The organism is Nocardioides perillae (assembly GCF_013409425.1).
GTDB classification, from domain to species: domain Bacteria; phylum Actinomycetota; class Actinomycetes; order Propionibacteriales; family Nocardioidaceae; genus Nocardioides; species Nocardioides perillae.
Window position 1 is genome coordinate 2,755,174 of the sequence record NZ_JACCAC010000001.1, and the last position, 20,440, is coordinate 2,775,613.

The 20,440-nt window shown below is 76.9% G+C and carries 20 protein-coding genes; 11 read left to right on the forward strand and 9 right to left on the reverse strand.

Annotation, left to right across the window (positions count from 1 at the left end; all coding sequences use genetic code 11):
* Window positions 1-63: 63 nt before the first annotated feature.
* The 3 genes from ftsL to mraZ form a co-directional block, all read right to left on the reverse strand.
* Window positions 64-750, reverse strand: a complete 687-nt coding sequence (gene ftsL, locus BJ989_RS12820) for a cell division protein FtsL (protein ID WP_179518529.1) — start codon at window positions 748-750, stop codon at window positions 64-66.
* Window positions 747-1,730 (reverse strand): 16S rRNA (cytosine(1402)-N(4))-methyltransferase RsmH, encoded by a 984-nt coding sequence (gene rsmH / locus BJ989_RS12825; RefSeq protein WP_179518530.1) that lies wholly within the window; start codon window positions 1,728-1,730, stop codon window positions 747-749. Before rsmH ends, ftsL begins: the two co-directional genes overlap by 4 nt.
* Before the next feature lie 398 nt (window positions 1,731-2,128).
* Window positions 2,129-2,557 (reverse strand): division/cell wall cluster transcriptional repressor MraZ, encoded by a 429-nt coding sequence (gene mraZ, locus BJ989_RS12835; RefSeq protein ID WP_179518532.1) that lies wholly within the window; start codon window positions 2,555-2,557, stop codon window positions 2,129-2,131.
* Between the two features lie 441 nt (window positions 2,558-2,998).
* On the opposite strand from mraZ, the gene BJ989_RS12840 reads away from it, so the two are divergent.
* From BJ989_RS12840 to BJ989_RS12850, 3 genes are read left to right on the forward strand one after another with little or no spacing between them, the layout of a single operon-like run.
* Window positions 2,999-3,940, forward strand: coding sequence for an AAA family ATPase (locus BJ989_RS12840; protein WP_246284148.1), 942 nt, complete (start codon window positions 2,999-3,001; stop codon window positions 3,938-3,940).
* Between the two features lie 25 nt (window positions 3,941-3,965).
* Entirely contained in the window at window positions 3,966-5,255 is a 1,290-nt protein-coding gene (locus tag BJ989_RS12845; protein ID WP_343049344.1) for a DUF58 domain-containing protein, read from the forward strand.
* Window positions 5,252-7,663, forward strand: coding sequence for a transglutaminaseTgpA domain-containing protein (locus tag BJ989_RS12850; RefSeq protein WP_179518533.1), 2,412 nt, complete (start codon window positions 5,252-5,254; stop codon window positions 7,661-7,663). Before BJ989_RS12845 ends, BJ989_RS12850 begins: the two co-directional genes overlap by 4 nt.
* 55 nt (window positions 7,664-7,718) lie before the next feature.
* On the opposite strand, the gene BJ989_RS12855 is transcribed toward BJ989_RS12850, so the two are convergent.
* From BJ989_RS12855 to BJ989_RS12870, 4 genes are all read right to left on the reverse strand, one after another.
* Complete coding sequence (locus BJ989_RS12855) at window positions 7,719-8,153, reverse strand: DUF3040 domain-containing protein (RefSeq protein ID WP_179518534.1); 435 nt, start codon at window positions 8,151-8,153, stop codon at window positions 7,719-7,721.
* A 115-nt stretch (window positions 8,154-8,268) separates the two neighbouring features.
* Window positions 8,269-9,492 (reverse strand): DNA polymerase IV, encoded by a 1,224-nt coding sequence (dinB, locus tag BJ989_RS12860; protein WP_179518535.1) that lies wholly within the window; start codon window positions 9,490-9,492, stop codon window positions 8,269-8,271.
* A gap of 6 nt (window positions 9,493-9,498) precedes the next feature.
* Window positions 9,499-10,254, reverse strand: coding sequence for a methyltransferase domain-containing protein (locus BJ989_RS12865; RefSeq protein WP_179518536.1), 756 nt, complete (start codon window positions 10,252-10,254; stop codon window positions 9,499-9,501).
* Window positions 10,255-10,303: 49 nt separating this feature from the next.
* Window positions 10,304-10,798: an SAV_6107 family HEPN domain-containing protein gene (locus tag BJ989_RS12870; RefSeq protein WP_343049345.1), complete on the reverse strand. Its 495-nt coding sequence runs from the start codon at window positions 10,796-10,798 to the stop codon at window positions 10,304-10,306.
* A 140-nt stretch (window positions 10,799-10,938) separates the two neighbouring features.
* Between BJ989_RS12870 and BJ989_RS12875 the strand changes: the two genes are divergently transcribed.
* Both BJ989_RS12875 and BJ989_RS12880 read left to right on the forward strand, forming a co-directional pair.
* Window positions 10,939-11,463 carry a YbaK/EbsC family protein gene (locus BJ989_RS12875; protein ID WP_179518537.1) on the forward strand — a complete coding sequence of 175 codons (525 nt, stop codon included), beginning with the start codon at window positions 10,939-10,941 and terminating at the stop codon, window positions 11,461-11,463.
* Entirely contained in the window at window positions 11,460-12,767 is a 1,308-nt protein-coding gene (locus BJ989_RS12880) for an FAD-dependent oxidoreductase (RefSeq protein ID WP_179518538.1), read from the forward strand. The genes BJ989_RS12875 and BJ989_RS12880 overlap by 4 nt, the downstream gene beginning before the upstream one ends.
* 16 nt (window positions 12,768-12,783) lie before the next feature.
* On the opposite strand, the gene metF is transcribed toward BJ989_RS12880, so the two are convergent.
* Window positions 12,784-13,707, reverse strand: a complete 924-nt coding sequence (gene metF / locus BJ989_RS12885) for a methylenetetrahydrofolate reductase [NAD(P)H] (protein WP_179518539.1) — start codon at window positions 13,705-13,707, stop codon at window positions 12,784-12,786.
* A 73-nt stretch (window positions 13,708-13,780) separates the two neighbouring features.
* Here metF and BJ989_RS12890 point away from each other — a divergent pair, with 73 nt between their 5' ends.
* Complete coding sequence (locus BJ989_RS12890; RefSeq protein WP_425489996.1) at window positions 13,781-14,923, forward strand: polyprenyl synthetase family protein; 1,143 nt, start codon at window positions 13,781-13,783, stop codon at window positions 14,921-14,923.
* A gap of 9 nt (window positions 14,924-14,932) precedes the next feature.
* On the opposite strand, the gene BJ989_RS12895 is transcribed toward BJ989_RS12890, so the two are convergent.
* Window positions 14,933-15,325, reverse strand: a complete 393-nt coding sequence (locus BJ989_RS12895; RefSeq protein ID WP_179518540.1) for an Rv2175c family DNA-binding protein — start codon at window positions 15,323-15,325, stop codon at window positions 14,933-14,935.
* A 125-nt stretch (window positions 15,326-15,450) separates the two neighbouring features.
* Here BJ989_RS12895 and pknB point away from each other — a divergent pair, with 125 nt between their 5' ends.
* From pknB to BJ989_RS18350, 5 genes are read left to right on the forward strand one after another with little or no spacing between them, the layout of a single operon-like run.
* The gene (pknB, locus tag BJ989_RS12900; RefSeq protein ID WP_343049347.1) at window positions 15,451-17,487 is read left to right on the forward strand and encodes a Stk1 family PASTA domain-containing Ser/Thr kinase; all 2,037 of its coding nucleotides are present in this window, start codon (window positions 15,451-15,453) and stop codon (window positions 17,485-17,487) included.
* A gap of 25 nt (window positions 17,488-17,512) precedes the next feature.
* Window positions 17,513-18,424 (forward strand): deoxyribonuclease IV, encoded by a 912-nt coding sequence (locus tag BJ989_RS12905; RefSeq protein ID WP_179518541.1) that lies wholly within the window; start codon window positions 17,513-17,515, stop codon window positions 18,422-18,424.
* The gene (locus BJ989_RS12910; RefSeq protein WP_343049348.1) at window positions 18,421-19,344 is read left to right on the forward strand and encodes a DMT family transporter; all 924 of its coding nucleotides are present in this window, start codon (window positions 18,421-18,423) and stop codon (window positions 19,342-19,344) included. Before BJ989_RS12905 ends, BJ989_RS12910 begins: the two co-directional genes overlap by 4 nt.
* Before the next feature lie 35 nt (window positions 19,345-19,379).
* Window positions 19,380-20,021, forward strand: coding sequence for a hypothetical protein (locus BJ989_RS18345; protein WP_281363172.1), 642 nt, complete (start codon window positions 19,380-19,382; stop codon window positions 20,019-20,021).
* Complete coding sequence (locus BJ989_RS18350) at window positions 20,000-20,425, forward strand: hypothetical protein (RefSeq protein ID WP_343049349.1); 426 nt, start codon at window positions 20,000-20,002, stop codon at window positions 20,423-20,425. The genes BJ989_RS18345 and BJ989_RS18350 overlap by 22 nt, the downstream gene beginning before the upstream one ends.
* Window positions 20,426-20,440 lie beyond the last annotated feature (15 nt).

Here is a 20,440-nt window from a genome sequence, read left to right on the forward strand (position 1 = left end):
GCGCGCCCCTCCGGGCGGGACGGGCAGGCCGGGCGGGGCGTCGGGCGGGGCCGCGCGTCGAGGTCACCGCCCGCCTCCCCCCTGTCCACGCCGGCCGTCACGCTGCCCGTCACGCTGGCCGTCACGCTGGCCGGCACGCTGCTCGGACCGGGCCTGCGCGCCATTCCTACCCTGCGCGCCGGGGGTCTCCCGGGACGCCTCGCCGGTGTCGCCGGACCGGTCCGGACCAGCGGCGCCGGCCGCGTCGTCGCGGGACGCGGGCACCTCGACCACGACGGGCGCAGGAGCGAGCACGGCCGGCTTGACCGGCGGCTTCGGCTGGAGGCGCACGTCGAGCGGGGCCGGCGCCTCGCCGCCGGTGGGCCCGCCCACGACCTCGTCGGTGCGCAGGTCGAGGAAGGTCGGGGCCGCGGGCAGCACCATGCCGAGGGCCCGCGCCTGCTCGGCCACCCGCTGCGGCGAGCGCAGCGCGTCGAGCTCGACCTGCAGCGTCTGCTGCCGCGCCGCGAGGGTGGCGGCCTGCCGCTCGAGCGCGGTGGTGGCGAAGGAAGCCTGCTGCATGGAGGTGTTGAAGAGCAGCAGCCCCACGACGCCGCCCAGCAGCAGCAGGCTCACGAGCGAGACGAAGGGCACCCGCGCGGCGCGGGTGCGGACGCGCGGCACCACCGACAGCGGGGCGCGGCCCGGCTGCTCGTGGCGCTCGGGCCGGCCCTGGTGGTGGCGCTGTGCGGGGGCGACGACACCGCTCACGACGCGGCTCCTCTCGTGGGACGGGTGCGCTGGACGGCCCGCAGCCGCACGGAGGCGGCGCGGGGGTTGTGCTCGACCTCGTCGGCCGGGGCCTTCTCCGCGCCCCGGGTGACGGTGCGGAAGGGGGGCTCCTGGTCCGCGGGCACGAAGGGGAGGTCGTCGGGGACGGTCGAGCGGGTCACCTCGGCGAAGGCCTGCTTGACCAGGCGGTCCTCGAGGGAGTGGTAGGCCTCGACCACGACGCGTCCGTCGACCGCGACGGCGTCGAGGGCGGCCGGGAGGGCGCGGCGCAGCACGGCCAGCTCGTCGTTGACCTCCATGCGCAGCGCCTGGAAGGTGCGCTTGGCCGGGTGGCCGCCGGTGCGGCGCGCCGGCGCCGGGATCTCGGCGTACAGCAGCTCCACGAGCCGGCCGGAGGTCGTGAACGGCGCGCGGGCGCGCTCGCGCACGACGGCGGCCGCGATCTTGCGCGCGAACTTCTCCTCGCCGAAGTCGCGGAGCACCCGGGTCAGCTCGGCGGCGTCGTAGGTGTTGAGGACGTCGGCCGCGGTGCGGCCGGCGGTGCCGTCCATGCGCATGTCGAGGGGGGCGTCCTCGCGGTAGGCGAAGCCGCGCTCGGCCACGTCGAGCTGCATGGAGGAGACCCCGAGGTCGAAGAGCACCGCGCCGACGCCGCCGCTGCGGCCGAGCCCGAGGTCGTCGAGCACCTGCGGCAGCTCGTCGTAGACCGCGTGCACGCCGGTGAACCGGTCGCCGTGCGGCGCCAGCCGCTCCGCCGCCAGCGCGAGCGCCTGCGGGTCGCGGTCGACGCCCACCACGCGGCACCCGGGCACGGCACGGAGCACGGCCTCGGTGTGCCCGCCGAGGCCGAGGGTGCAGTCGACCAGGACGGGCGGGGCCGCACCGTCACCGCGCAGTGCGGGCGCGAGGAGCGCGACGACCCGGTCCAGCAGCACCGGGACGTGGTGGGGGGTGGTCACGGGCCTACCGGCCCACGCTGGCGAGGAGCAGCAGCAGGACGGCCGTGCCGGCCGAGGTGGCCGCGGAGAACGCCATGACGGCGACCGCCTCGCGCGCCTGGTGGCGCACGCGCCGCGTCGGCCCGCCTGCGTGCCCCGACGGAACGGGGTGCCCGGCGTGCGCCTGGACCCTCATCTCGACCCCACCCTCCGGCCCCCACGGCCGACTCGTGTGCGTGCTGCGGTGCACGGGCGGACCCGCCGGGCCAGGTCCCGTCCCGCTCTCCTGGGAGTGCCGGCTTCTGGGGCCGGGGAAGTGGCTCCAGACGTCGACGGGAGAGCGGGTCCGAGACCTCGTCCTGCGCGTCCGCTGTGCTGTTGTCTGCTGGTGCTGCCGGTCCTGCTGTGCCTGCCGCCCGTCAGATGCCCGGGAAAACCTCGTCGCTGAGCTCGGCGAACTTCTGCTCCTGCTCCTCGGAGTAGGTGGCCCAGGACTGCGGGTCCCAGATCTCCACCCGGTTCATCGCCCCGATGACCATCACGTCGCGGGTGAGCGAGGCGTAGTCGCGCAGCGTCGCCGGGATGCCGATGCGCCCCTGCTTGTCCGGCACCTCCTGGGAGGCGGCGGCGAAGAGCATGCGCACGTAGTCACGGGTGGCCTTGTTGGTCACCGGCGCCTCGCGGAGCCGGTCGGTCATGCGGCTGAAGTCGGCCAGGGACCACACCGTGAGGCACCGCTCCTGCCCTCGGGTCACCACGAGTCCCTCCGCCAGCTCGTCCCTGAACTTCGCCGGGAGGAAGAGCCGGCCCTTGTCGTCGAGCTTGGGGGTGTAGGTGCCGAAGAACACCGGCCACCTCCACTCGTGCCGCCACTTCCTCCACTGCGCACCACTTTACGCCACTTTCCCCCACCGTCAACGACCCCGGGCACATCTGCCCTGCTCAGGGCGCGATCAGGGGCGGTGGTGCAGACCACCTCGCGACGGCGCGGAGTCGTTGCCGCGCACGGCGTACGCCGCCTCGGGCGGTGCTGGGGAGCGCCGGGGTGGAGCGGAGTGGAGGACGCGGTGGTGTGCGGGGTGTCGGGCGCGCCCGGCGGGCTGCACGGCCGGCCCGCCGTGTCCGGCGACAGCGGTTGCCGGTGCCGCATACGGTGGGGGCCACCCCGTCGGGCGACGACGGGCCACGGGAGGGAGGACCGGGCCTTGGCAGAGCACCCTGCGCGCGGCGGCACCGACGAGACCGGCAGCGGCGGCGGCACCGGCCCCACCGACGGCACCGACCTCGAGCTGGTCGCCCGGGTCACCGACCGGGTCCGCCGCAACGTCGAGCGGGTCATCGAGGGCAAGCCCGACGTCGTCACGACCGCGCTCGTGGTGATGCTGGCCGAGGGCCACCTGCTGCTCGAGGACGTCCCCGGCGTCGGCAAGACCATGCTCAGCAAGGCGCTGGCCCGCAGCATCGACGCCACGGTGCGGCGCCTGCAGTTCACGCCCGACCTGCTGCCCTCCGACGTGACCGGTGTGTCGGTCTTCAACCAGTCGACGCGCGAGTTCGAGTTCCGCCCCGGCGGGATCTTCGCCAACATCGTGGTCGGCGACGAGATCAACCGCGCCTCGCCGAAGACCCAGTCGGCCCTCCTCGAGTGCATGGAGGAGCGGCAGGTGAGCGTCGACGGCTCGACGTGGACCCTCGAGTCGCCCTTCATGGTCATCGCGACGCAGAACCCCGTGGAGATGGAGGGCACCTACGCCCTGCCCGAGGCCCAGCGCGACCGGTTCATGGCCCGGGTCTCGATCGGCTACCCCGTCGAGTCCGCCGAGCTGGCGATGGTCGCCTCGCACACCGGCGGTCACCCGCTCGAGGAGATCGACGCCGTCACCGACGCCGCCGAGGTCCGCAAGCTGATCGAGGTCGTGACCTCGGTGCACGTCTCCGAGCCGGTCCGGCGCTACGCCGTGGCGATCACGACGGCCACCCGCCGCAGCAGCGACCTGCAGCTCGGCGCCTCCCCCCGCGCCACGCTCCACCTGGTGCGCGCCGGCAAGGCGTACGCCGCGCTGCAGGGTCGCGCGTACGTCCTGCCCGACGACCTCCGGCTGCTCGCCCCGACCGTGCTGGCCCACCGGCTGCTCCCCAGCGCCGAGGCCGCGATGGCCGGCCGCTCCCCCGCGCAGGTGCTCGACGCGCTGCTGGGCGCGGTGCCGGTGCCCGAGCCGGCGCCCCGGTGACGCCGACGCCGGGCTGGACGACTCCGTGAACCCGCTGCGCGAGGCGCTCGGCGCCCTCACCGTGCGGGGTCGCGCCTTCCTCGCCGCGGGCACGACCACGGTGGTGTGCGCGCTGGTGGTCGGCCAGGAGCCGCTCGTGCGCGCCGGGCTGCTGGTGCTCGCGCTCCCGCTGGTCTGCGCGCTGGTCCTGGCCCGCAGCCGCTACCGCCTCGCGCTCGAGCGCGTGGTCTCCCCGCAGCACCTCGCCGCAGGCCAGGCCGCGCGGGTGCGCCTCACGCTCACCAACGAGGGCCGGCTCCCGAGCGGCGCGCTGCTGCTCGAGGACCAGCTACCCTACGTGCTGGGCACCCGCCCGCGCTTCGTGGTCGAGGGCATCGGCCCCGGGTGGCGCCGCACGGTGGACCACGTGGTGCGCTCGGAGGTGCGCGGTCGCTTCGAGGTCGGCCCCATGACGGTGCGGGTGCGCGACCCCTTCGGCATGGTCGAGCTGGGCCGCTCCTTCCGCGGCACCGCTCCCCTGGTGGTCACCCCCCGCACCGTCCCGCTGCCCGCCGTGCCGGTCGAGGGCGGGCAGCGCGGCGCCGGGGACGACCGGCCCCGCGCCTTCGCCGTCGGCAGCGCGGAGGACGTCACGGTCCGCGAGTACCGCCGCGGCGACGAGCTGCGTCGCGTGCACTGGCGCAGCTCGGCGCGACGCGGCGAGCTGATGGTGCGCCGCGAGGAGCAGCCGTGGCAGTCGCGGGTGACGATCGTGCTCGACCACCGTGCCCGCGCCCACCGTGGCCAGGGCATCGCCTCCACCCTCGAGGCCGCCGTCTCGGCCGCCGCCTCGGTGGGCGTCCACCTCGCCCGTCGTGGCTACGGCGTCCAGCTGGTCACCGCCTCGGGCGAGGACCCGACCTCCCACGGCCACCTGCGCGAGGCGCAGGCCACCGCCGACGCCCTGCTCGAGTCGCTCGCCGTGCTCCGTCCCGCGACCACGCCGACCCTCGACACCCGGTGGCTCGGCGAGGGCAGGTCGGGCCTGCTGGTCGGCGTCTTCGGGGCGCTCGGTCCCGAGGACGTGCCCGCGCTGCGGCGGCTGGCCGCCCACGCCGACCCGGCACTCGCGATCGTCCTCGACGTGGACCACTGGGGCGCCGGCGGTCGGCGCCACCCCGGCGAGTCCGACGCCGCCGCCCTGCTGGCGGCGCAGGGGTGGCGCGTCGTCGTGCTCGGCCCGCGCGACCGCCTCGACACCGCCTGGCAGCAGCTGGCGCGCCGCGGGCGCCCGTCGTCGGCTGCACGGCCGGCTGCGTCCGGGGCCACGCCGTGACCACCCCACCGCCCACCCGCGAGCGGCGCGACGGCTTCGACGGGCTCGACGGTCTCGGGCACCACCTCGCCCTCGCGCTCGCAGCCGCCCTCACGACCTGGGCGGCGACGTGGGCGTGGCGGGGCTTCAGCGTCGACTCTTCCCCGTGGCTGGTGCCGCTGCTCCTGCTCGCGGTGCTGGTCGCCGTCGGTGGCGCCGTCGGCCGGTGGGCGCGCGTGCCCGGTCCCCTGCTGGTCGTCGGCCAGGTCGCGGGGTCGGGCCTCGTGGCCGTGGCGCTGGTGGCCGGCACGGCGGTGCCGGGCCCCGGCACCGTCGAACGGCTGGTCTCGCGGCTGCGCGGAGCCGTCGCCTCCGCCCAGGAGTACGCCGCGCCCGTGCCCGCCGACGCCCCCAGCATCGCTCCGCTGCTCGTGCTCGGGGGCCTCGCCTGCCTGGTGCTGGTCGACCTGCTCGCCGGCACGCTGCGGCGTGCGGCCCTGGCCGGCCTGCCGCTGCTGACCGTCTACGCGCTCCCGGTCAGCATGCTCGGCGACGGCGCGCCGTGGCCGGTCTTCGCCCTCGTGGCCGTCGGCTACCTCCTGGTGCTGGCGCTGCAGGAGGACGAGCAGGTGGAGCGGTGGGGCCGCGGTCTGGCCGGCGGCGGGCCCGCCGTCCTGGGGCGCCCGCTCGCGGCGCGCCTGGGCGCCGCCGCGGTCGGTGCCGCGGTGACGGTCCTCGCCCTGCTGGCTCCGGTGTCGGCCCCGAGCGCCGGGCTGACCCTCTTCGAGGGTGGCCTGGGGCCCGGCGGCGACGGCGAGATCGAGCTCGACGACCCCATGGTCGACCTGCGGCGCGACCTGCGCGAGCGCGACGACGTCCCCCTGCTGCGGGTGCGCACCGACGACCCCGACCCCGACTACCTCCGCATCACGGTGCTCGAGCGCTTCTCCGACAACGCGTGGACCAGCGGCGGCCGCGACCTGCCCGACACGCAGCGCGCCGACGGCAGCGGCCTGCCCGCGACCGGCGTCGACGCCGAGGTGGCCGCGCGCAGCGACCGCTTCGCCTACGCCTTCGAGGCCACCGACGCCCTGCGCTCGGAGTGGCTGCCCGTGCCGTTCCCGCTACGCTCCGTCGACGCCCCGGGCAACTGGAAGTACGACCTGTCGACGCTCGACGTCCTGGCCACCGACGAGGACGGCGGCCTCACCACCGCGGGGCTCTCGTGGAGCGCCACCGGCCTCGAGCCCGCCTTCGACGAGGCCGCCCTCGACGACGCGCTGCCCGGCAGCGACCTGGTCGACCCCGTCTACACCGAGCTGCCCGAGCTGCCGGCCCTGGTCACCGACCTGGCGCGCGAGGCGGCCGGCGACGGCACCGCGCTCGACCAGGCCAAGGCGCTGCAGGCGTTCTTCCGGGTCGGCGGCGACTTCCAGTACACCCTGGAGGCGCCCGCCGGCAACGGCAGCGACGACCTCGTCGCCTTCCTCACCGACGACGCCGACGGCCGGCGGGGCTACTGCGAGCAGTTCGCCTCGGCCATGGCCGTGATGGCCCGCGTGGTGGGCATCCCGTCGCGGGTGGCCATGGGCTTCCTCGAGCCCACCCAGGTCGCCCCGGGCGAGTTCGAGTACAGCACCGACGACCTCCACGCCTGGCCCGAGCTGTTCTTCGCCGGTCAGGGGTGGGTGCGCTTCGAGCCCACGCCGGGCGGTCCGGGTGGGCGCGCCCAGGTGCCGCCGCCGTGGACCGTCGGCGACGCCCCCGCTCCCGCACCCGCGGCGCCGGAGGGCCAGGTCGGCGTCGACCCGCTCGACCCCGACCGCGGCGGTGCCGCCTCGCCCGCACCCGCGCCCGACGAGGCCCCCGAGGCGGCCGACGCGCGCACCGACGGCGACGGCACGCCGTGGCGGGCCGTGGTGCTCACGCTCCTGACCCTGGCCCTGCTCGTCGCCGTCGCCCTCGTGCCCCGCGCCCTCCACCGCGCGCGCACCCGGCGCCGGTGGGCCGACGCGGCGCAGGGCCGCGCCGGCGTCGGCAGCACGGCCTGGCGGGCCCTGCAGGACGGGTGCCGCGACCTCGGGGTCGCCTGGCCCGGTGGCCGGTCACCGGCCGAGACGCGACGCGCGCTCGGGCCGGCCCTCGCGTCCGGTCCCGTCAGCGCCGACGCCGCGCTCGCGCGGCTCGCCCGCCTCGTCGAGCACGAGTGGTACGCCGCGCCCGCCGACGCCGCGCCCGCCGAGACGAGGGGACGCGCGGGGCTGGCGACCGACGCGCGGCGCGACACCGAGCTGGTGCTCGAGGCCGTGGCGAGCGGCGTCAGCCCGCGGGCCCGGGTGCGGGCCGAGTGGGCGCCGCGCTCGGTGCTGCGACGCGACCGAGGCCTCGACCACCCGGTCGGTCCGGTGCTCGCCGACCAGGTGCACTGACCCCGTCAGGACGCCAGGGGTGCCGCTGCTCGCGGCACCGGCGGGGAGCAACGGCTCAGTAGCCCTCACGGCGACGACGCCAGCGCTGCTCCATGCGCTCGAGGAACGAGCCCTGCGCGCGCTGACGCGGCTGCTTGGTGCGGCGCGAGGAGCGGCCGCCCTGGACCAGGCTGAGGCCCTCGACGCCGGTGGGCGCCGCGGGGGCGGCGCCACCCTGGGCCGCCTGGCCGCGCAGGGCGGTGAGCCCCACGGTCGCGGCGCCCAGCATGATCACGAAGCCGACGATGCCGACCGGGGTGATCCGGAGCACCGCACCGGTCATGAGGACCGTGATGCCGGCCGCGAACACGACGCCCGCGAGGATCGCGCGACGGCGCGCGTTGCGCCGCATCGCGGTGCCGCGCAGCGTGTTGGCGAACTTCGGGTCCTCCTCGACGAGGGCGCGCTCCATCTGCTCGAGCATTCGCAGCTCCTCTTCCGAGAGCGGCACGGTTCCTCCACGAGTGTCATCCCGGCGTCGACCCGGGCAGTGCGAGCCCGGTCACTCCAGGATAGGCAGGGGGTGGTCACGTGGGTAGCGGACCCCGGAAAATCTTGCGCGGCTCTCAGGCAGGCCGCCGGTCGGGCGCGCCGGGCAGCAGCGAGGCCGGCCGGACGGCCGCCGCACCGAAGCGCCCGGTCGCCCGGTCGACCGCCCGGTCGGCCTCGGCCCAGCCGTGCTCGGGCTCGCCCAGCACGAGCTGGTGGTGCACCTCGCTGCGCCGCACCAGGTGCTCGGCGCGCACCCCCACGAGGCGTACGCCGCGCCCGCGCGAGCCGGGTCGGTCGAGCAGGGCGTCGAGCAGGTCGGTCGCCGTGCGGTAGACCTCCTGGGTCACGTCGGTCGGCTCCGGCAGCGTCCGCGACCGGGTCAGGGTGGTGAAGTCGGAGTAGCGCACCTTGAGGGTCAGCGTGCGCCCGACCACTCCCCCGCGGCGCATCCGACCGGTGAGGCGGGCCGAGAGGCGCAGCAGCTCGCGGTGCAGCACGGCCCGGTCGGTGGTGTCGCGGGCCAAGGTCGCGTCGGCACCCGTGCTGCGGTCGGGCTCGGTCGGCCCCCGCCGGTCGCGCACCTCCCGCCGGTCCTCACCACGGGCCAGGGTCTGCAGCTGGCGGGCAGCGCCGGGGCCGAGGCGGCCCTCGAGCAGCTCGAGGGGGGCGTCGGCGAGGTCGCCGACGGTGCGCAGCCCCAGGCGGTGCAGGCGCTCGCGAGTCTTGTCCCCCACGCCCCACAGGGCGCCGACGTCGAGCGGGCGCAGGAAGGCGGCGACCTCCTCCGGCGGCACGACGACGACGCCGTCGGGCTTGGCCCGGCGGCTGGCGACCTTCGCCACCGACCGGGTCGGCGCGACGCCGACCGAGCAGGTGAGCCCCTGCTCGTCGTGCACCAGCGCCCGCAACCGCTGGGCGAGCTGCAGGGGTGTGCCGTGGCGGTGGGCGCCGCGGACGTCGAGGAAGGCCTCCTCGAGCGAGACGACCTCGACGCGCGGGGTCACCGACCGGAAGGCCTCGAGCACCGAGGCCGAGGCCCGGGAGAACGCTGCGAAGTCCGGCGGGACGACGACGAGCGAGGGGCACAGGCGCCGCGCGTGCACGACCGACATCGCGGAGCGCACCCCGTGGCGGCGGGCGGGGTAGCTGGCGCACAGCACGACCCCCCGGCCGCCACCCGCCACGACGACCGGGGCGTCGCGCAGCTCGGGCCGGTCACGGAGGGCGACCGCGGCGTAGAAGGCGTCGACGTCGACGTGGAGCACGGGGCACGCCGAGGAGGCGTCGCCGCCCCTCACGGCCGCTCAGCGGGTGGCGAGCAGGTGCAGCTGCGTGGCGAGCGGGAGGTACTCCGGGCGCGAGGCGACGGCGCGCTCGAGCTCGACGAGGGCGTCGGTCGCACCGGGCTCGAGGTCGAGCAGCGAGCCGGGCACCAGGTCGGCGAAGACGCGCACGCCGTGGACCTCGGTGACGGCGAGGCCGGCCGACTGGAGCAGCGCCTCGACCTCGTCGCGGGCGAAGCGCCGCCCGGCCCGTCCCCCCGGCTCGAGTGGGGTGTCGAGGGGGGCGTCGAGCAGCTCGCGGGCCTGCTGGAAGTGGCCCGCCATCGCCCGGGCGACGACGGCCGCGTGGCGCTGTCCGACCAGCAGGCTGAGGGTGCCCCCGGGGCGCAGCACCCGGTGCAGGACGTCGAGGGCCGCGGCGGGGTCGTCGACGACCTCGAGCACCCCGTGGCACAGCACGACGTCGGCCGACGCCTCGCCCACGACCTGCAGGAGGTCGGCGAGGTCCCCCTGCCGCCCGGTGACCCGGTCGCCGACGCCGCGCTCGGCGCCGCGGCGGTCGAGGGCCGCGAGCGCGTCGGGGCTGGGGTCGACCACGACGACGCGGTGACCGAGCTCGGCGACCCGCACGGCGAAGCCACCCGTGCCACCTCCGATGTCGAGCACCTCGGCCGCACCGTCGCCGGCCGCCTCGAGCACCGGGCGCAGCGCCGACCAGACGAGGGCGGTGCGGGCGGCGGTGCGGCGCTCGCTGGCGGTCTGCGCGGAGGCGGGCATGGGGCCCACCCTAGTGGGGTCACCCCCCGGCGCCGGCCGGGCAGCGCGCTCACGCCGTCACGCGCGCCGCCCGCGCCGAGAGCTGCTCGAGCGGCACGTGGGGCACGAGGCCGAGCTGCTGCTCGACCACCCCGAGGAAGCGGTCGGCGTCGCGCACGAGGTCGTCGGCCTCCCGCTCGGTCACCGCTCGCCGCGACCCCGCCTCGGCTGCCGCGCGCTTGGCCGCGCCCGCCGCGAAGAAGCCGGCCCACTCGGCGAGCTCGGGCACGACCTCGGCGAGCAGGACCCACGCGTTGGTCTGGGGGCGCCGGCGTCCCGCGGTCGGTCTGGCCCGGGCCGCGAGCAGCGCCGCGGCCGCGCGCAGCGCGGCGACGTGGGCGCACGCGTAGCGCGTGGGGACGTCGGCGGCGGTCATCGCCTCCTGCAGCGAGGTCGCCGCGCGGTCGAGGTAGGAGTGGGTCGTGGCCGGCAGCGAGAACGGCCCGGGGACCTCCTCGTGCCACCCGTCCCCGCTGCCCGCCGCCCTCCGTGCTGCTCCGCTCACCGCACTGCTCCCTCCGCCGCTCCGTGGACGTTCGAACGCATGTTCGAACGACGACGACGCTACACCCCGCCACCGACGAGGACAACGGGTCCGCAGGCGCGGAGGTCCAGCGCGGCGCCGGGGCCACTAGGGTCGTCGTCGTGGACCCCGAGCCCCCCGCCGTCAGCCGCTTCCGCGAGGCCCTGGCCGCTGCCGGGGGCCGCGGCGAGGTGGTCGTGCTCCCCGACAGCGTGCACACCGCCGCCCTGGCGGCGGAGGCCCTCGGCTGCGAGGTCGGCGCGATCGCGAACAGCCTCGTCTTCGAGGCCCGCCCGGAGGACCCGGCCGGCGACGAGCCGGGCCAGCCGGTCCTCCTCCTCACCTCGGGAGCACACCGCGTCGACACCGCGTCGACCGCCGCCCGCCTCGGCCTCGGGAGGCTGCGCCGCGCCTCGCCCGAGCTGGTGCGGCGCAGCACCGGCCAGGTCATCGGCGGCGTCTCGCCGATCGCCCACCCGGCCCCCCTCCCGACCTACGTCGACCCGTGGCTGCGGCGCCACCCCGTGCTGTGGGCCGCGGCCGGCCACCCCGCCGCGGTCTTCTCCACCACCTTCGACGAGCTCGTCGCCCTGACGGGGGCGGTGGAGGTCGACGTCGAGCCCGCGACCGGGTCCGGCGGGCCGTGAGCAGGGTCGTCGTCGTGGGCGGCGGCCTGGGTGGCACCGCCGCAGCCGCCCGGCTGGCGAAGCTCGGCCACGACGTGCACCTGCTCGAGCGCGCCGGAGCGCTCGGCGGCGCCCTGGTGCCGGTGCGCTCGGGCGACCTCACCTGGGAGTCCGCCACCGCCAGCACGACGCTGCCGGCCGTGGTGCGCGACCTCTTCCGCAAGAGCGGGCGCCCGCTGGAGCGCGAGCTCGACCTCGTGCCGCTCGCGGTGCCGCGGGAGCACCGCTTCCCCGACGGGAGCCGTGTGCGGCTGCCCACCGGCTCGCGGGCCGCCCAGCTCGAGGCACTCGAGGGCCTGGGGGCCGGCGTCGGGACGGCATGGGTCGACCACGTCGCCGCCTACGCGCCGGCGTGGGAGGCCCTGCGGCGTGACCTCTTCGAGCGGCCGTGGGCGCCCGACCTCGCCACAGCCGAGGCACGCGACCTGCTGCGCTCGCGCACCTCGCTCCACCGCCACCTGCGCCGCAGCCTGCGCGACCCGCGCCTGCGCGCCCTGGCCGCGCACCCCGCCGTCCTCGGTGGGCACGACCTCCGCGCCGTGCCGTGGTGGGTCGGCCTCGAGACCTACGTCGAGCAGCGCTCGGGCACCTGGACCGTGCCGGGCGGGATGCACCGCCTCGGCGAGGCGCTCGCCGACCGTCTGGCCACCCGCCGGGTCACGGTCTCGCTGGGCACGGCCGCCACCGACGTCGTGGTGCGCGGCGGGCGTGCGGTGGCCGTCGCCACCGCGGCCGGCGAGGTCGACGCCGACGTGGTCGTCTGCGCCGTCGACCCGCGCGGTCTGCCGACCCTGGCCCCGCACGCGGCGCGCACGACCCCCGCCCTGCCGCCCGTGGTCGCCCACGTCGCGCTGGACGCGACCGGCCTGCCCGACGACGCGCCGCCCGAGGTCGTCGTGCACGGCGAGACCACCTTCGTGGTGCGCACCGGCGGCCAGGCGCCCCCCGGCCGCGCCGCGTGGACCGTCCTGGGCCGCGGCCCGGTGTCGGAGGACCTGCTGCGCGCCCTGGCCCGGGTCGGCGTCGACCTCCGCGAGCGCGTGCTCGAGCGCCACGACCTCTCCCCGCTGCAGGCGGTCCAGCGCTGGGGCGGCTCGCCGTACGGCGTGCTGTGGCAGGGCCGCCGCAGCGTCACCGACCGGCTCGGGCCGCGCACGCCCGTGCCCGGCGTGCTCGCGTGCGGTGCGCACGCGACCTCGGGCGCTGGCCTGCCGTTCGTCGGCCTCTCCGCGGCTCTCGTGGCCGAGGTGGTCGGGCCCGCCTGAGGCCCCGGCCGACCCCTCAGACGGTGATGCGCAGCGCCTCGAAGATCTCGAGCGTGGCGCGCGAGCGGTTGAGGGTGAAGAAGTGCAGCCCGGGGGCGCCCGCGGCGAGCAGCTCCTCGCACAGCTCGGTGGCGATGCGCACGCCCTCGCGGCGCACGTCGGCGGGGTCGGTGAGCCCCTCGAAGCGGGCGAGCAGCGAGGCGGGCACCTCGGCGCCCGAGAGCTCGGCCATCCGGGTCACCTGGCGCAGGTTGGTGATCGGCATGATCCCCGGCAGCACCGGGATGTCGCAGCCGGCGGCGGCAGCGCGGTCGACCAGCTCGGCGTAGTCGGAGGCGCGGAAGAACAGCTGCGTGACCGCGAAGTCAGCGCCCGCGCGCGCCTTCGCGGCGAGCACCTGCGCGTCGTGCTCCAGGCTCTCCGAGCCGGGGTGCTTCTCGGGGAAGGCGGCGACGCCGACGCTGAAGTCGCCGACCTCGTGGCACAGCTCGACGAGCTCGACGGCATGGGAGAGGCCGCCCTCGGTCGGGGTCCAGGGCGCCGACGGGCCGTCCTGGGGGTCGCCGCGCAGCGCCAGGATGTTGTGGACACCGGCGTCGCGGTAGGCGGTGATGACGTCCACGAGCTCCTGGCGGGTGTGGCCCACGCACGTGAGGTGGCCCATGGCCCGCAGCGCCGTCTCGCGGGCGATGCGCCCCGTGATCTCGACCGTGGTGTCGCGGGTGGTGCCGCCGGCGCCGTAGGTGACCGAGACGAAGGTCGGCTCGTAGGGCTCGAGGTCGCGGATGGCCGACCAGAGCTGCGCGGCGCCGGCCTCGTCGCGCGGCGGCATGAACTCGAAGGAGATGACGCGCTCGCCGGTGCGCACGACGTCGCCGATGCGGTGCGAGTCAGGACCGGTGGCCTCGTCGGGGACGGGGCGCAGGGGCTCGGCGGGCATGGCTCCAGCGTAGGTGGCGGCGCCGTGTCCACCGGTGCGTGTCCACGCCGGAGGCGGTGGTTAGGCTCAGCGGGTGGACGACACCGCGAGGACAGCCCCGTCGACCTCGGCGGGGGCCGCGCTGGCCGACGCGCCCGCGGGGGCCTGGGACATCGCGGCGTTCCGCGACGGGGTGCAGGCCACCCTCGACACGTTCCTCGACGGCCAGGTGGAGCGCCTCGTGGACCTCGGGCCCGACGCGGCCCGGCTGGTCGAGGAGGCCCGCGCGGCGGTCAGCGGCGGCAAGCGGCTGCGCGCGGCCTTCTGCTGGTGGGGGCACCGCGCCGTGCCCGCCCCGGGCGGCGACCCGGCGCCCGTCGACGAGGCGGCGCTGCTGCGCGCGTGCGCCGCGCTGGAGCTGCTGCACGCGAGCGCGCTCGTCCACGACGACGTGATGGACGCCTCCGACACCCGCCGGGGCCGGCCCTCGGCCCACCGCACGTTCGAGGCCGAGCACCGCGCTGCGGGGTGGCAGGGCGACGCCGAGCAGTTCGGCGCGGCCGCCGCCGTGCTCCTCGGCGACCTGCTGCTCACCTGGTCCGACGAGCTGCTGCGCACGTGCGGCCTGCCCGCCGAGCGCGTGGCCGCCGCGATGCACGTGCTCGACCTGTGCCGCAGCGAGGTGATCGCCGGGCAGTTCCTCGACGTCTCGGTGCAGGCCCGCGGGCGCGCCGACGTCGACGCGGCGATGACGGTGCTGCGCTACAAGTCGGCGAAGTACTCCATCGAGCGGCCGCTGCACGTCGGCGCCGCCCTCGCCGGCGCGGACGCGGCCCTCCTCGGGCGCCTGAGCGCCTTCGGCCTGCCACTGGGCGAGGCCTTCCAGCTGCGCGACGACCTGCTCGGCGTCTACGGCGACCCGCAGGTGACCGGCAAGCCCGCGGGCGACGACCTCGTCGAGGGCAAGCGCACCGTGCTGGTCGCCCTGGCGCTCGACGCCGCACCGCCGGCCGACGCAGCGCTGCTGGACGCCGCGCTCGGCACGCCCCTCTCCCCCGGTCAGGTCGACCGGCTCCGCGAGGTGATCTCGGCCTCCGGCGCCGCCGACCAGGTCGAGCAGGTCATCGGGGCGCTCGTCGAGCGCAGCCGAGAGGCGCTCGCCGAGGCCGGCACGACGGCGGCGGCGCGGTCCGCGCTGCGCGCGCTGGCGACCGCCGCGACCGAGCGCGCCTTCTGAGGGGCTCGCTCAGAGCATCGCCTGGGCGCGCCGCTTCACCTCGGAGCCGCGGTTCTCGCGCAAGGCGTCGATGGGGCGCCCCGGCAGGTCGGCGTCGGTGAAGATCCAGGCGATCGCCTCGCGGTCGTCGAAGCCGGCGTCGTGCAGCAGCGTCAGCAGCCCGGGGAGTCCCTTGACCACCTCGCCGTCCTGGACGAACTCCGTGGGCACCTGCTGACCGGCTCCCGGCGACGGGACCGCCGCGGCCAGCCGGTGCTCGCGGATCCACTGACGCACCTTCGACACCGTCACGCCGAGGGCGCGCGCCGTCTCCGCCCAGTCCGACCACGCGGGGACGAGGGCGGCGAGGTCGGGACCGGCGAGCTGGTCGGGGGCCTGGTCGTCGGGTGCAGCAGCGCTCATGGCCCCCATCCTCGCACCGCGGGCGGTGCGCGCCACGCCGGGACGTCGCGCACGCCGGCGCGAACGACCGCGGTCCGTACCATGGACGCGGCCGGCCTTCCCCCCGGCCACGTGGAGGAGACGTCGTGGACCGGGTCGCGGAGCACGCCGTCGGGCCCGGTCGCACCGCCGACCCGCTCGTCGGCCGCGTCCTCGACGGCCGCTACCGCGTCGAGGAGCGCATCGCCCGCGGCGGGATGGCGACGGTCTACACCGCGACCGACCTGCGCCTCGACCGCCTCGTCGCGGTGAAGGTGGTGCACGAGGGCCTCGGCGACGACGCCGACGTCGCCGCCCGCTTCGTGCGCGAGGCCCGTGCGGCCGCGCGGCTCGACCACCCCAACGTGGTGGCCGTGCACGACCAGGGCGACGACCACGGCACGGTCTTCCTCGCGATGGAGCACGTGCCGGGCCGCACCCTGCGCGACGTGGTGCGCACCGACGCCCCGCTCTCCCCCGCCCGCGCCCTGGCGCTGCTCGAGCCGGTGGTCGGCGCGCTCGCGGCCGCCCACCGGGCCGGCATCGTGCACCGCGACGTCAAGCCCGAGAACGTCCTGCTCGCCGACGACGGCCGTGTGAAGGTGGCCGACTTCGGTCTGGCCCGGGCCGTCAGCGCCGACACCCAGCACACGGCGACCGGCGGCGTGCTCATCGGCACCGTCTCCTACCTGGCGCCGGAGCTGGTCGTCGACGGTCGCGCCGACGCCCGCGCCGACGTCTACGCCGCGGGCATCGTGCTCCACGAGCTGCTCACCGGCCGCAAGCCGCACGAGGGCGAGTCGGCGCTGCAGGTCGCGTGGAAGCACGTCCACGAGGACGTCCCGCCGCCGTCGCTGCTCGTGCCGGGTCTCCCGGCGTACGTCGACGCCCTGGTGGTCCGCGCCACCAGCCGCGACCGCTCGCACCGCCCCGCCGACGCCGGAGTGCTGCTGCACCAGCTGCACCGCGTCTCCTCCGCGCTCGCCGACGGCGTCCGCGAGGACCCCGACCTCGTCGCCGACCTGCTGCCCCCGCCGCCGCGCGAGCCCTCCGAGCCCGAGCCGACCCGGGTCGTGACAGTGGAGCCGACCGGGGAGCCGACCGGGGAGCCGACCAGCGAGCCGACCGGGGAGCCGACCGGGGAGCCGACCGGGGAGCCGACCAGCGAGCCGACCGGGGAGCCGACCGGAGAGCTGTGGCCCGGTCCCGCGCTGCACCAGGCCGTGCCGCTCCCGCCCACCCCCGCACCGCGCCGCCGCTCGCGTCGCGGGCCGGTGCTGCTGCTGGTCGCCCTGCTGCTCGCCACCGGCCTCGGCGCCGGCGCGTGGTGGTGGGGCGTGGCGCGCTGGACCGTGACCCCCGGTGTGACCGGGCTGGGCCAGGTCGCGGCGACCGAGCGGCTGGAGCGCGCAGGCCTCGACGTCGCGGTCGGCACGCCGGCCTTCTCCGAGAGCGTGCCCGCGGGTCAGGTGCTGCGCACCGAGCCGGCCGCCGGCGAGCGGGTGCTCGACGGGGGCGACGTCACGCTGGTGCTCTCCCGCGGCCCCGAGCGCTACGACGTGCCCAGGCTGCGCGGGCGCAGCGTCGACGAGGCGCAGGACGCGCTCCTGTCCTCGGGCCTGGCCTACGGCGGCTCGGTCGAGCGCTTCCACGAGCAGGTGCCGGCCGGGCAGGTCGTGCGCACCGAGCCCGCCGCGGGCACGACGCTGCGTCCCGACACCGAGGTGCGGCTCGTGGTCAGCAAGGGCCCGCGCCCGATCCGCGTGGGCGACTGGGTCGGCGACCCGCTCGAGACCGCCCGCGCGACGCTGGAGGAGCGCGGGCTGCGCGTCGAGGTGGTCGGCGAGGAGTTCAGCGACGACGTCGCCGAGGGCTCGGTGATCCGGCACGACCCCGCCGAGGGCACGCTGACCCGGGGCGCCACCGTCTCCTTCGTGGTCTCGCTCGGCCCCGAGCTGGTCGAGGTGCCCGAGGTGCGTGCGAGCGGCGTCGAGGCCGCCACCGAGCGGCTCGAGGCGCTCGGCTTCGAGGTGCGCACCGAGCAGGCCGCGGGCTACCTCGGCCTCGGCTACGTCTTCTCCACCGACCCCGGCGGCGGCGCCAGCGTGCCGCGGGGCAGCACCATCACCCTCTTCCTGGTCTGAGCCCCGCGCCGCTTAGGCTGCTGCGGTGCTCGACCCCGCCCGCCGCAACCCCGTCGGCACCCACGTGACGGTGGGCAAGGGCCTCGCGTCCGGCGCGCTCCTCGCCGCCGACGCCGCGGGCTGCGAGACGCTCCAGGTCTTCGTCGGCAACCCCCGCGGCTGGGCCTGCTCGCCCGGCAAGCCGGCCGAGGACCGTGCCTTCCGCGCCGGCCTGGAGGCGCGCGGGGGCATGCGCGCCTTCGTCCACACCCCCTACCTCGTCAACCTCGGCTCCCCCACGCCCGCGACCTACGAGCGCTCGGTCGCGGTGGTCGCCCACAACCTGCGGCGAGCCGCCGAGATCGGCGCCGAGGGGGTCGTGGTGCACACCGGCTCCTACGTCGCGCCGGCGGAGGACGACGCGGCGGGACAGGCCCGTCACGACGCGGCGCTGCGGCAGGTGCGCGAGGCGCTGCTGCCGCTGCTCGACGACCTCGGGGCCGCCGGTGACGACGCCCCCTGGCTGCTGCTCGAGCCGACGGCCGGCCAGGGCCGCTCCCTGTGCGCGGGGGTCGACGACCTCGCGGCCTACCTCGAGGCGCTCGACCACCACCCGCGCGCCGGGATCTGCCTCGACACCTGCCACGTCTTCGCCGCCGGGGCGCCGCTCGACGAGCCGGGAGGCGCCACCGCCACCCTCGACCGGGTCGTCGAGGTGGGCGGCCCCGGTCGGCTCCGCCTGGTGCACGCCAACGACTCGCTCGACGTGCGCGGCTCCTTCCGCGACCGCCACGAGAAGATCGGGCAGGGCCGCATCGGCACGGACGCCTTCCGCGAGCTCCTGGCCCACCCCGCCACCGCCGGCGTGCCGCTGGTGCTGGAGACGCCCGGCTCCCGCGACGCCGACGACCCGGACATCCCGTTGCTGAAGCGGCTGCGCGACGAGGCGGCCGCGTGAGCGGCCCGCACGCTCCGTCCCCGCACACCGCCACCGACCGGCGCACGACGCTGCTCGCGACGGGCGCGCTCCTCGCGATGACCGCGGCCTGGGGCTCGACCTTCCCGCTGATCGCCGACCTGCTCGACCGGGTGCCGACCCTCGACTTCCTCGCGGTGCGCTTCGCCGTGGCCGGCGCGGCCATGGTGCTCGTGGCACCCGGCGCCCTGCGGCGACTCTCGCCCGAGACGCGACGCCGGGCGGTCGTGCTCGGCCTGGTCTACGGCGCGGCGCAGATCCTGCAGACCGCGGGGCTGGCCCACACCGCGGCGAGCGTGAGCGGCTTCGTCACCGGCACCTACGTCGTGCTGACGCCCGTCCTCGCCGCGCTGCTGCTGCGCACCCGGATCACCGGGGCGACGTGGCTGGCCGTCGCCGTGGCCACCGTCGGGCTGGGCGTCCTGACCCTCGAGGGCCTCGCGATCGGCTACGGCGAGGCGATCACGCTGGTCTCTGCCGGTCTCTACGCCCTGCACATCGTCGCGCTCGGCGCCTGGTCGCGCCCCGGCGAGGCCCTCGGCTGCTCGGTGCTGCAGGTGCTGGTCATCGCCGCGGTCTGCCTGGTGGCGACCTCGCCCGACGGGCTGGTGCTGCCGCCGACCACCCGCGACTGGGTCTCGGTGGTCTACATGGCGCTCGTCGCGGGCGCCCTGGCCCTGCTCGCGCAGACCTGGGCGCAGGCACGCCTCTCCCCGACCCGCAGCGCGATCGTCATGAGCAACGAGCCCGTCTTCGCGGCCTTCTTCGCGGTGACCTTCACCGCCGAGGTCCTCACGGGGCGGATGCTGCTGGGCGGCGCGCTGGTGCTCGCCGCGATGCTGCTGGTCGAGGCGCTGCCGCGCCGCAAGGTCGAGGGCGAGGTCCAGCACCTGGTCGTGTGACCCCACCCGCACGGGTGCGCCACTAGCGTGCCGCCATGGTCGTGGTCATGGCACCGGACGCCACCGACGAGGACGTCGCGCACGTCGTCGCCCGCGTCGAGGCCGTCGGCGGCGAGGCCTTCGTCAGCAAGGGCGTCGAGCGCACGATCATCGGCCTGGTCGGCGACCTGGAGTCCTTCCACCACCTCAACCTGCGCACGCTGCGCGGCGTCGCCGACGTGCACCGCATCTCCGACCCCTACAAGCTGGTCAGCCGCCAGCACCACGCCGAGCGCTCGACCGTGTGGGTGGGTCGCGAGGGCGCGCAGGTGCCGATCGGCCCTGACACGTTCACCTTCATCGCGGGGCCCTGCGCGGTGGAGACCGCCGAGCAGACCCTGGAGGCCGCCCGCATGGCGCGCTCGGCCGGGGCGACGCTGCTGCGCGGCGGTGCCTTCAAGCCGCGCACCTCGCCGTACGCCTTCCAGGGCCTCGGCGTCGAGGGGCTCCGGATCCTCGCCGCCGTGGGCGAGGCCACCGGCCTGCCCGTGGTGACCGAGGTGGTCGACGCCCGCGACGTCGACGTCGTCGCCGAGCACGCCGACATGCTGCAGGCGGCACCCGCAACATGGCCAACTCGGGCCTGCTGCAGGCCGTCGGCGAGGCGGGCAGGCCCGTGCTGCTCAAGCGCGGCATGACGGCCACCACGGAGGAGTGGCTGATGGCCGCCGAGTACATCGCGCAGCGCGGCAACCTCGACGTGGTGCTGTGCGAGCGCGGCATCCGCACCTTCGAACCGTCGACGCGCAACACCCTCGACATCGCGGCCGTGCCGGTCGTGCAGGCCACGAGCCACCTGCCGGTGATCGTCGACCCCTCGCACGCCGCCGGGCGCAAGGACCTCGTCGTGCCCCTGGCGCGCGCCGCGATCGCCGTCGGCGCCGACGGGATCATCGTCGACGTGCACCCCGACCCCGAGACCGCGCTGTGCGACGGCCCCCAGGCGCTGCTGGGCCTCGAGCTGCGCCAGCTCGCCCAGGCCGTGCGCCAGCTCCCCTCCGTGGTCGGTCGCCGCCCGGCGGTCGTGGGCGACCGGGGCTGAGGCCCGCGGCACACT